This is a genomic window from Cytobacillus sp. Bva_UNVM-123, assembly GCF_046351715.2.
GTDB lineage: Bacteria > Bacillota > Bacilli > Bacillales > Cytobacillaceae > Cytobacillus.
The window spans coordinates 130,072-142,542 of sequence record NZ_CM177772.1; the positions used below are offsets into that span (position 1 = coordinate 130,072).

Below are 12,471 nucleotides of genomic sequence, written 5' to 3' on the forward strand. Positions count from 1 at the left end.
ATTGATTTAAACCAAATATAAGGAGGAAACTTTATCATGACTAAAGAACAAATCATTGAAGCAGTTAAAAATATGACTGTTTTAGAATTAAACGACTTAGTAAAAGCAATTGAAGAAGAATTCGGAGTAACTGCTGCAGCTCCTGTAGCTGTTATGGGCGGAGCTGCTGCTGGCGCTGCTGCTGAAGAAAAAACTGATTTTGATGTAATCCTTGCTTCTGCAGGCGATCAAAAAATCAAAGTTATTAAAGTTGTTCGTGAAATTACAGGTCTTGGACTTAAAGAAGCGAAAGAACTTGTTGACAATGCTCCAAAACCGCTTAAAGAAGGCGCTTCTAAAGAAGAAGCAGAAGAAATTAAAGCTAAACTTGAAGAAGTTGGAGCTGGCGTAGAAGTTAAGTAATATAAATTACAGCCAATAAGAAGCCCGCTATATTTAGCGGGTTTTTTACCTTTTTCGACCTCTATAATTTCTACCTTCTATTCACCATCGGAGGTGATGCTGTTTGTCAGAACACTATTTTTCCAAAACACAAAAAGTAGAGAGTAAACCCAAATATTGGGATTTCACTCTAAATAACCACTCCTTTCGTTTTAAAACAGATAATGGGGTTTTTTCAAAAAGCGAAGTAGATTTTGGCTCAAAATTACTAATTGATGCTTTTGAAGAACCTGAAATGGAAGGCGATATTTTAGATGTTGGCTGTGGTTACGGCCCAATAGGTTTATCTGCTGCAAAACGAATGCCGACTCGACAAGTTCATATGATCGATGTAAATTTAAGAGCATTAGAGTTAGCTAAAGAAAATGCGGAATTAAACGGGATAAATAATGTGTGTATTTATGAGAGTGACAGACTTGAAAATGTCTCGAACCATCAATATGCTGCTATTATAACGAATCCGCCAATTCGTGCAGGGAAGCAAATTGTGCATGATATTTTTGAACAAAGTGTTGGACACCTATTACAAGGTGGATATCTTTGGGTTGTTATTCAAAAAAAACAAGGAGCCCCGTCAGCAATTGATAAACTAACAGAGCTGTATTCTGAAGTTGAAACAGTTGTGAAGAAAAAGGGCTATTACATTATAAGAGCAAAAAAAGATTGACTTGAAATTTTGCTTATGTTAAAGTTATATAATGCCAACAGATTATGCTTCTATCAGTTACTAAATAACACAAAAGTTGTATAAAAATGGTATTTATGGGAGAAGCTAATAAAATAATAGTCGTATGATGAAATTGTGGTTTTTGAAGTAAAAACCCTTTTTTCTTTTTGTTTTATTGATATTTGCTTTAGCTTTTCTATCATGTCTAGCTTCAGCGCCTAGGGGCTCGAGGTCATAAGCCAATCCGCCATGAAGGTAAAGAACAACCTTCAAGTCGGCTCGTCTTATGCTTGTCGCCCCTGGTCAAGGCGCTTCAGCTTTTCTATCATGTCTAGCTTCGATGGCTAGGAGCTCGAGGTCTTAAGTCAATCGGGCAAGAAGGTTAAAGAGCAACCTTCCTGCCCGCTTGCCTTAAGCTTGTCGCTCCTGAGCAAGCCATCTCAGCTTTTCTATAAATAACGCTTGATTTGAGGGGTGAATCAGTTGATAGGTCAACTAGTTCAGTATGGACGACACCGCCAACGTAGAAGTTACGCACGGATCAGTGAAGTTTTAGAATTACCAAATCTAATCGAAATCCAAACCTCTTCTTATCAATGGTTTCTTGATGAGGGTTTACGTGAAATGTTTCAGGACATTTCACCGATTGAAGACTTTACTGGTAATTTATCGCTTGAGTTTATTGATTACAGCCTCGGCGATCCAAAGTACTCCGTTGAGGAATCGAAAGAAAGAGATGTTACATTTTCAGCACCATTGCGGGTTAAAGTACGTCTTGTAAACAAAGAAACAGGCGAAGTTAAAGACCAGGATGTCTTTATGGGTGACTTCCCACTTATGACAGAAACAGGTACGTTTGTTATTAATGGAGCGGAGCGTGTAATTGTATCACAATTAGTCCGTTCACCAAGCGTATACTTTAGTGGAAAGTTAGATAAAAACGGGAAAAAAGGCTTTACAGCTACTGTAATCCCGAACCGCGGCGCTTGGCTTGAATATGAAACTGATGCCAAAGATGTCGTATATGTGAGAATCGATCGTACTCGGAAGTTGCCCGTTACGGTTCTTTTGCGTGCGTTAGGACTAGGCTCTGATCAAGAGATCATTGATTTAATCGGAGACAATGAATATATCCGAAATACGCTTGAAAAGGATAATACGGAAGGCACTGAAAAGGCGTTACTAGAAATATACGAACGTCTTCGTCCGGGTGAGCCGCCAACAGTAGAAAACGCTAAAAGCTTATTAGTGTCAAGGTTTTTTGACCCTAAACGCTATGATTTGGCGAATGTTGGTAGATATAAGATTAATAAAAAGCTTCATATTAAAAATAGATTATTTGGTCAACGACTAGCAGAAACACTTGTAGACCCAGAAACAGGCGAAATTATTGCTGAAAAGGGCACAATTCTTGATCGTCGTACATTAGACCGAATTCTCCCAAACCTTGAGAATAACATCGGTTTTAAAACGATCAGTCTTGTAGGCGGAGTATTAGATGAAGATATCGCTCTACAATCTATAAAAATCTATGCTCCAAATGAAGATGGCGAGAAAGTCATTAATGTTATTGGAAATGCTTATGTGGAAGAAGCTGTGAAAAACATTTCTCCATCAGATATTATTGCTTCTATTAGCTACTTCTTTAACCTACTTCATGCTGTCGGAGATACAGATGATATTGACCATTTAGGAAATCGTCGTTTGCGTTCTGTAGGAGAATTGTTGCAGAATCAATTCCGCATCGGTCTTTCTAGAATGGAACGTGTCGTACGTGAGAGAATGTCAATTCAGGATACGAATACAATCACTCCTCAACAATTAATTAATATTCGTCCTGTTATTGCTTCAATTAAGGAATTTTTCGGTAGCTCACAGTTATCTCAATTCATGGATCAAACGAATCCACTTGCAGAATTGACACATAAACGTCGTTTATCTGCGCTTGGACCAGGTGGTTTAACACGTGAACGTGCAGGATTTGAAGTGCGTGACGTTCACTATTCCCACTATGGACGTATGTGTCCGATTGAGACTCCTGAAGGACCAAACATCGGTCTCATTAACTCTTTGTCATCATTTGCAAAAGTTAACCGATTCGGATTTATTGAAACACCGTATCGCCGAATTGATCCTGAAACAGGTAAAGTAACAAGTCGAATTGATTATTTAACTGCTGATGAAGAAGATAACTATGTTGTTGCTCAGGCCAATGTTCTTCTTGATGATGATGGCTCCTTCCTTGAAGAGGAAGTTGTCGCTCGATTCAAGGGGGAAAATATCGTTGTTGCCAATGAACGCGTAGACTATATGGATGTATCACCTAAGCAAGTAGTCTCTGCTGCAACAGCATGTATTCCGTTCTTAGAAAATGATGACTCAAACCGTGCGCTAATGGGTGCGAACATGCAACGTCAAGCTGTTCCGTTAATGCAGCCAGAAGCACCAAGAGTTGGAACTGGTATGGAATATGTATCAGGAAAAGATTCCGGTGCTGCTGTGATTTGTAAGCATGAAGGTATTGTTGAGCATGTTGAAGCTCGTGAAGTATGGGTGCGCAGAATAAAAAATATCGATGGCCAAGAAGTAAAGGGCGATCTTGATAAATACAGATTATTAAAGTTTATTCGTTCCAACCAAGGAACTTGTTATAACCAGCGTCCAATAGTTGCTGTCGGTAACCGTGTTACTAAAGGAGAAATTCTTGCTGATGGGCCTTCAATGGAACTTGGCGAATTAGCACTAGGCCGCAATGTTCTTGTAGCATTTATGACATGGGATGGCTATAACTATGAGGATGCCATTATTATGAGTGAACGCCTCGTAAAAGATGATGTTTATACATCTATTCATATCGAGGAGTACGAATCTGAGTCTCGTGATACAAAGCTTGGACCAGAGGAAATTACTCGTGATATTCCAAACGTCGGGGAAGATGCTCTTCGCAACTTAGATGAGCGTGGTATTATTCGAATTGGTGCTGAAGTGAAGGATGGAGACTTGCTAGTCGGAAAAGTTACACCAAAAGGAGTAACAGAATTAACGGCTGAAGAGAGACTTCTTCATGCGATCTTTGGTGAAAAGGCTCGTGAAGTCCGTGATACATCTCTTCGTGTTCCTCACGGTGGAGGCGGTATCGTTCTTGATGTTAAAGTATTTAATCGTGAAGACGGAGACGAACTTCCACCAGGAGTAAACCAGCTAGTTCGTGTATACATCGTTCAAAAACGTAAAATTTCTGCCGGAGATAAGATGGCAGGTCGTCATGGTAATAAAGGGGTTATCTCTCGGATTTTACCAGAAGAAGACATGCCGTACATGCCGGATGGAACACCAGTAGATATTATGTTAAACCCTCTAGGGGTTCCTTCTCGTATGAATATCGGACAGGTGCTTGAGCTTCATTTAGGAATGGCCGCAAGAGTACTAGGTATTCATGTTGCATCACCTGTTTTTGATGGTGCGAATGAAGAAGATGTATGGGCAACGATTGAAGAAGCTGGAATGGCAAACGATGCGAAAACAGTTCTTTATGATGGACGTTCTGGAGAGCCGTTTGACAATCGAATTTCGGTCGGAGTCATGTACATGATTAAACTGGCACATATGGTTGATGATAAACTACATGCTCGTTCGACAGGGCCATACTCACTTGTTACACAACAGCCATTAGGCGGTAAAGCTCAATTTGGTGGACAACGTTTTGGTGAGATGGAAGTTTGGGCACTTGAAGCATATGGTGCTGCTTATACACTTCAAGAAATTTTAACAGTAAAATCTGACGATGTCGTTGGACGTGTGAAAACTTATGAGTCAATTGTTAAAGGAGAAAACGTTCCTGAACCAGGTGTTCCTGAATCATTCAAAGTATTGATTAAAGAACTACAAAGCTTAGGGATGGATGTTAAGATTCTCTCTGGAGATGAAGAAGAAATAGAAATGCGTGACACGGAAGATGATGATGAAATTCAGCAAGCTGATTCTTTTGTCGTAGCTCCTGAACCTGAAATTGCAGAATCAGAGCAAGTTTTAACGAAAGAGTAATTTAAGAATAATGCCTGTGGGTAAGGTTTTAAATAGCTTTCATTTCCCACAGGTCGTTTTTACAATAATCGCATTGCACCCGAGTTGCTGCAATTTGCAGTAATGGAATAGCCCGGAGATCAAAAGGGAGGTAGGCCCCTTGCTAGATGTAAACAATTTTGAGTATATGAAAATTGGTCTTGCTTCACCAGACAAAATTCGCTCATGGTCACATGGTGAAGTGAAAAAACCTGAAACGATTAACTATCGTACATTGAAGCCTGAAAAGGATGGCTTGTTCTGTGAGCGCATTTTCGGTCCAACAAAGGACTGGGAATGTCACTGCGGAAAATATAAACGTGTTCGTTATAAAGGAGTAGTTTGTGATCGATGCGGCGTTGAAGTAACGCGTGCAAAAGTCCGTCGAGAAAGAATGGGTCATATTGAGCTTGCTGCCCCAGTTTCTCATATTTGGTATTTCAAAGGGATTCCAAGTCGTATGGGACTCGTCCTTGATATGTCTCCACGCGCGCTAGAGGAAATTATTTACTTCGCTTCCTACGTAGTAACTGATTCAGGTGATACTGCATTAGAGAAAAAACAACTTCTATCTGAAAAAGAGTATCGTGCTTATCGCGAAAAATACGGAAATAAGTTCCAAGCTTCAATGGGAGCTGAAGCGATCAAAAAGCTTTTAACGGATATTAACTTGGATAAAGATGTTGAAGCGTTAAAGGAAGAACTACGTACGGCTCAAGGTCAACGTAGAACCCGTGCGATCAAACGTTTAGAAGTACTAGAAGCATTCCGTGGTTCAGGAAATGAGCCTGCATGGATGATTTTAGATGTTCTCCCTGTTATTCCACCAGAACTGCGCCCTATGGTTCAATTAGATGGTGGTCGCTTTGCTACTTCTGATTTAAATGATCTTTACCGTCGTGTTATCAATCGTAACAATCGTTTGAAACGTCTTTTAGATCTTGGTGCACCTAGTATTATTGTTCAAAATGAAAAACGGATGCTCCAAGAGGCTGTCGATGCATTAATCGATAATGGCCGTCGTGGTCGTCCAGTTACAGGTCCAGGAAATCGTCCATTAAAATCACTTTCCCATATGTTAAAAGGAAAGCAAGGACGTTTCCGCCAAAACTTACTAGGAAAACGTGTTGACTATTCAGGGCGTTCGGTAATTGTAGTTGGACCGAATTTGAAAATGTACCAGTGTGGATTACCGAAGGAAATGGCGTTAGAGTTATTCAAGCCATTTGTTATGAAAGAATTAGTTGAAAAAGGTTTGTCACACAATATTAAATCTGCCAAACGAAAAATTGAAAGAGTTCAGCCGGAAGTATGGGATGTTTTAGAAAGTGTTATTAAAGAGCACCCAGTTCTACTTAACCGTGCCCCTACTCTTCATAGATTAGGGATTCAAGCATTTGAACCAACACTTGTTGAAGGTCGTGCGATTCGCCTGCATCCACTTGTTTGTACAGCTTATAACGCGGACTTTGATGGTGACCAAATGGCGGTTCACGTTCCACTTTCATCAGAAGCACAAGCAGAAGCTCGCTTATTAATGCTTGCTGCCCAAAACATTTTGAATCCGAAGGATGGAAAACCAGTTGTTACCCCTTCTCAGGACATGGTATTAGGTAACTATTACTTAACAATGGAGAGAGCAGGAGCTGTTGGTGAAGGAATGGTGTTTAAAGATACAAATGAAGCATTAGTTGCATATCAAAATGGGTATGTGCATTTGCATACACGTATTGCTATTCAAGCTTCATCTTTAAATAACCAAACATTTACGGCTGAGCAAAATGCAAAGCTTTTGATTACAACAGTTGGAAAGTTAATTTTCAATGAAATTTTACCGGCTTCATTCCCTTATATAAATGAGCCGACAAAACATAACCTTGAAGAAGAAACTCCAGCTAAGTATTTTATTGAAAAAGGAACAGAAATCTTATCTACTATTCAAAAAATGCCGCTTGTCGATCCGTTTATTAAGAAATTCCTTGGGAATGTCATTGCGGAAGTGTTTAAACGATATAAAATTACAGAAACATCAAAAATGCTTGACCGCATGAAGGATCTCGGCTTCAAATATTCAACTAAAGCAGGTATTACAGTAGGTGTCGCTGACATTGTTGTATTAGGTGAAAAAGAGCAGATTATTCAAGAAGCTCAAGTTAAAGTTGATAATGTATTGAAACAGTTTAGACGCGGCCTAATCACTGAAGAAGAGCGCTATGATCGAGTCATTTCAATCTGGAGTGCTGCAAAAGATATCATTCAAGAAAAACTGATGAAGTCTCTTGAAAGATCAAACCCAATCTTCATGATGAGTGATTCAGGTGCCCGTGGTAATGCTTCTAACTTTACTCAATTAGCAGGTATGCGCGGACTGATGGCCGACCCATCTGGACATATTATTGAATTACCGATTAAATCGAGTTTCCGAGAAGGTTTAACCGTGTTGGAATACTTTATTTCTACTCACGGGGCTCGTAAAGGTCTTGCTGATACAGCGTTGAAAACTGCTGACTCTGGATACTTAACACGTCGTCTAGTAGATGTTGCACAAGATGTTATCGTTCGAGAAGATGATTGTGGAACAGACCGTGGTCTTCTAATTAGCTCGTTGAAGGATGGAACTGAAGTAATTGAGACACTTGATGAACGTTTAATTGGCCGTTATGCTCGCAAGGCCATTAAACATCCAGAAACAAATGAAGTTATTGTGCCTGAGAATGGCTTAATAACAGAAGATTTAGCAGTAGAGGTTATTAAAGCAGATATCGAAGAAGTTTGGATTCGCTCAGCATTTACATGTAATACACGTCATGGTGTATGTAAAAAATGCTACGGCCGAAACCTTGCAACTGGTCAGGAAGTAGAAGTTGGAGAAGCAGTAGGAATTATTGCTGCTCAATCTATCGGGGAGCCAGGTACTCAGTTAACGATGCGTACATTCCATACAGGTGGAGTTGCCGGGGATGATATTACCCAAGGTTTACCACGTATCCAAGAGTTATTTGAGGCACGTAACCCGAAAGGCCAAGCTACAATTACTGAAATTGAAGGTATCGTTGTCGGAATTAATGAAGGCCGCGATCGCCAGCATGAGATCATTGTACAGGGTGAAGTTGAAACCCGTACTTATACAGTTCCATATACTGCACGATTAAAAGTAGCTGTAAATGATCATGTTGAAAGAGGTCAAGAATTAACAGAAGGGTCTATCGATCCGAAAGAGTTAATTAAGGTGAAAGATGTCACTGCTGTTCAAGAATACTTATTGCGTGAGGTACAAAAAGTTTACCGTATGCAAGGGGTTGAAATTGGCGATAAGCATATAGAAGTAATGGTTCGTCAAATGCTTCGAAAAGTGCGTGTTATCGATTCAGCAGAAACAGATGTACTTCCTGGTACATTACTTGATATTCATCAATTTACAGATGCGAATGAAAAAGCGCTTCTTGCTGGTAAAATTCCTGCTACAGGACGTCCTGTCTTACTTGGAATTACAAAGGCATCGCTTGAAACAGATTCATTCTTGTCTGCTGCATCATTCCAAGAAACAACAAGAGTTCTTACAGATGCTGCGATTAAAGGAAAGCGCGATGAATTACTAGGACTAAAAGAAAATGTAATTATCGGTAAGCTTGTTCCGGCTGGAACTGGAATGCCTCGTTATCGAAGAGCAGAGCCTTATACAAATGAAGAAGTAGCTGAAGATGTAATAACGATAGAATAAATAAGATAATACGGTGCTTGCGTTTTTCCTAGGTAGCTTGCACCGTATTAACTTCATTTTGTGAGCAATTTTGTTATTGACATTGAATTGTGAAAGTGTTAATATAGCAAAGGTGCTCCTATTAACTGGATACTTTGGAGGATGTATTGATGTCTTATGAAAAAGTATTGCAGGCAAAAGGTATTGTAATAGGAACAAAGCAAACGGTGAAAGCTCTGAAACAAGGAACAATTAAAGAAGTTGTAGTCGCTGAAGATGCAGACCGGAGATTAATTTCGAAAGTGGCTATTGCTGCAACAGAAGTAAATGTTCCAATCCTGTATGTGGATTCAATGGAAAAACTTGGAAAAGCATGTGGCATAGAAGTAGGTGCGGCAGCTGTTGCAATAACTGTTTAAAACTGTTTTTGTAGAATGTATCTGCAAAGACTTTGTTTTTTACAACAAAATGAACCACCTGGATGTGTGGGCTTAACAAATTGATGAAGGGAGGACAAATAAATGCCTACAATTAACCAATTGGTGCGTAAGCCTCGTAAATCTCTTAAGGAGAAATCGGCTTCACCAGCATTAAACAAAGGCTATAACAGCTTCAAAAAAGCACAAACTAACGTTTCATCACCACAAAAGCGCGGTGTATGTACTCGTGTTGGTACTATGACTCCGAAAAAACCGAACTCAGCTTTACGTAAATATGCTCGTGTTCGTTTATCTAATGGAATTGAGGTTAATGCTTACATTCCTGGTATCGGACATAACCTTCAAGAACACAGTGTTGTGCTAATCCGTGGCGGACGTGTAAAAGACTTACCGGGGGTACGTTATCACATTGTACGTGGTGCGTTAGATACTGCGGGAGTTGCAAACCGTATGCAAGGTCGTTCAAAATATGGTGCGAAGAGACCAAAAGCGCCTAAAAAATAAGTTAAGAAAAATTCAATTAATGATTTCTGAAAGGAGGAAATAATATGCCACGAAAAGGTCCTGTAGCGAAAAGAGACGTATTACCGGATCCGATTTACAACTCAAAGCTTGTTAGTAAATTAATCAACAAAATGATGATTGATGGTAAGAGAGGTAAATCACAAGCTATTCTTTACTCAGCTTTTAATATTATTCAAGAGCGCTCTGGCAAAGAGCCAATGGAAGTTTTTGATCAAGCGCTTAAAAACATCATGCCTGTACTTGAAGTTAAAGCACGCCGTGTTGGTGGTTCTAACTATCAAGTACCAGTTGAGGTGCGTCCTGATCGCCGTACAACACTAGGTCTTCGTTGGTTAGTAAACTATTCACGTCTTCGTGGAGAGAAGACAATGGAAGAACGTTTAGCTAACGAAATTCTAGATGCAGCTAATAACACTGGTGCATCTGTAAAGAAACGCGAAGATACACACAAAATGGCAGAAGCAAACAAAGCATTTGCTCACTACCGCTGGTAGGATTTATATATTAAATAAAATATCACTCATACTAGGAAGGAGAAAGACCCAATGGCAAGAGAGTTCTCCTTAGAAAATACTCGTAATATCGGTATCATGGCTCACATCGATGCCGGTAAAACAACAACAACTGAGCGTATTCTTTATTACACAGGGAAGATCCACAAAATCGGTGAAACACACGAAGGTGGAGCTCAGATGGACTGGATGGAGCAAGAGCAGGAGCGTGGGATCACAATTACATCTGCAGCAACAACTGCACAATGGAAAGGTCACCGTGTAAACATCATCGATACACCAGGACACGTAGACTTCACAGTTGAAGTTGAACGTTCACTTCGTGTACTTGATGGTGCTGTAACTGTACTTGATGCTCAATCTGGGGTAGAACCACAAACTGAAACAGTATGGCGCCAAGCAACTACTTATGGTGTACCACGTATTGTTTTTGTTAATAAAATGGATAAACTTGGTGCAGACTTCTTATATTCTGTAGGAACTCTTCATGACCGTCTTCAAGCGAATGCTGCTCCAATTCAATTACCAATCGGTGCTGAAGATCAGTTCTCAGGCATTATTGATTTAGTTGAAATGAATGCTACATTCTACAAAAACGATCTTGGAACTGAGATTGAAGAAGGGGAAATCCCTGCAGAATATCAAGATCAAGCTGATGAGTATCGTGAAAAGCTAATTGAAGCGGTAGCTGAGCTTGATGAAGACCTTATGGAGAAATACCTTGGTGGAGAAGAAATTACGAAGGAAGAATTAAAAGCTGCTATTCGTAAGGCAACTATTAGCGTTGAATTCTATCCAGTTCTTTGCGGAACGGCATTTAAAAACAAAGGTGTTCAAAAAATGCTAGACGCTGCAATTGACTATCTTCCATCTCCACTAGACATTCCTGCTATTAAGGGTGTAAATCCAGAAACAGACGAAGAAACAGAACGTCATGCAGATGATAACGAGCCATTCTCAGCGCTTGCATTTAAAGTTATGACGGATCCTTATGTTGGTAAGCTAACATTCTTCCGTGTGTACTCTGGAACATTAAATTCAGGCTCTTATGTACAAAACTCTACAAAAGGTAAGCGTGAGCGTGTAGGTCGTATCCTGCAAATGCACGCAAACCATCGTCAAGAGATTTCGATTGTACATGCTGGAGATATTGCGGCTGCAGTTGGTTTGAAAGATACAACTACAGGGGATACACTTTGTGATGAAAAGGCTTCTGTAATCTTAGAATCAATGGAGTTCCCAGAGCCAGTTATTCAATTATCTATTGAGCCGAAAACAAAGGCTGACCAAGATAAAATGACTACAGCTCTACAAAAACTTCAAGAAGAAGATCCTACTTTCCGTGCACATACAGACCAAGAAACTGGAGAAGTAATCATCGCTGGTATGGGCGAGCTTCACTTAGATATCCTTGTTGACCGTATGAAGCGTGAATTTAAAGTAGAGGCAAACGTAGGTGCACCACAAGTTGCTTATCGTGAAACGTTCCGTGCTTCCGCACAAGTTGAAGGTAAGTTTGCCCGCCAATCTGGTGGACGTGGTCAATACGGACACGTTTGGATTGAATTCTCTCCAAACGAAGAAGGAAAAGGCTTCGAATTCGAAAATGGCATCGTTGGTGGGGTTGTTCCTCGTGAATACATCGCTCCTGTACAAGCTGGTCTTGAAGATGCTTTAGAACGAGGAGTACTTGCTGGATATCCACTAGTTGATATTAAAGCAAGATTATTCGATGGTTCTTACCATGATGTTGACTCATCAGAAATGGCGTTTAAGATCGCTGCATCAATGGCTCTTAAAAATGCTGCTTCAAAATGTAGCCCAGTCATTCTTGAGCCGGTAATGAAGGTTGAAGTCATTATCCCTGAAGAATACATGGGAGATATCATGGGTAACATCACTTCCCGTCGTGGTCGTGTAGAAGGAATGGAAGCTCGTGGCAACGCTCAAGTTGTTCGTGCGATGGTTCCTCTTTCAGAAATGTTTGGGTACGCTACTTCATTACGTTCAAGCACTCAAGGTCGCGGAGTATTTACAATGCAATTCGACCATTATGAAGAAGTTCCAAAATCTATTTCTGAAGAAATTATTAAAAAACATAAAGGTGAATAAAGTAATTGATTT

At 40.0% G+C, this 12,471-nt stretch carries 8 protein-coding genes; all 8 read left to right on the top strand.

The window, feature by feature from the left end:
* Nucleotides 1–36 precede the first annotated feature (36 nt).
* The 8 genes from rplL to fusA all read left to right on the top strand — a co-directional run bounded on the left by rplL (nt 37) and on the right by fusA (nt 12,459).
* Complete coding sequence (gene rplL, locus KDN24_RS00670; RefSeq protein ID WP_491348251.1) at nt 37–402, top strand: 50S ribosomal protein L7/L12; 366 nt, start codon at nt 37–39, stop codon at nt 400–402.
* 103 nt (nt 403–505) lie between these two features.
* Nucleotides 506–1,108, top strand: a complete 603-nt coding sequence (locus KDN24_RS00675; protein WP_409970851.1) for a class I SAM-dependent methyltransferase — start codon at nt 506–508, stop codon at nt 1,106–1,108.
* A gap of 474 nt (nt 1,109–1,582) precedes the next feature.
* A complete protein-coding gene (gene rpoB, locus KDN24_RS00680; RefSeq protein ID WP_525931267.1) occupies nt 1,583–5,152 on the top strand; it encodes a DNA-directed RNA polymerase subunit beta in 3,570 nt (1,189 codons plus the stop codon).
* 139 nt (nt 5,153–5,291) lie between these two features.
* Entirely contained in the window at nt 5,292–8,891 is a 3,600-nt protein-coding gene (rpoC, locus tag KDN24_RS00685; protein ID WP_491348252.1) for a DNA-directed RNA polymerase subunit beta', read from the top strand.
* A 149-nt stretch (nt 8,892–9,040) separates the two neighbouring features.
* Nucleotides 9,041–9,289: a 50S ribosomal protein L7ae-like protein gene (locus KDN24_RS00690; RefSeq protein WP_409970848.1), complete on the top strand. Its 249-nt coding sequence runs from the start codon at nt 9,041–9,043 to the stop codon at nt 9,287–9,289.
* Nucleotides 9,290–9,391: 102 nt separating this feature from the next.
* On the top strand, nt 9,392–9,814 hold the full coding sequence (gene rpsL / locus KDN24_RS00695; protein ID WP_409970847.1) for a 30S ribosomal protein S12: 423 nt from the start codon (nt 9,392–9,394) through the stop codon (nt 9,812–9,814).
* A gap of 44 nt (nt 9,815–9,858) precedes the next feature.
* Nucleotides 9,859–10,329, top strand: a complete 471-nt coding sequence (gene rpsG, locus KDN24_RS00700; protein ID WP_409970846.1) for a 30S ribosomal protein S7 — start codon at nt 9,859–9,861, stop codon at nt 10,327–10,329.
* A 51-nt stretch (nt 10,330–10,380) separates the two neighbouring features.
* The gene (gene fusA / locus KDN24_RS00705; protein ID WP_409970845.1) at nt 10,381–12,459 is read left to right on the top strand and encodes an elongation factor G; all 2,079 of its coding nucleotides are present in this window, start codon (nt 10,381–10,383) and stop codon (nt 12,457–12,459) included.
* Nucleotides 12,460–12,471: the final 12 nt, after the last annotated feature.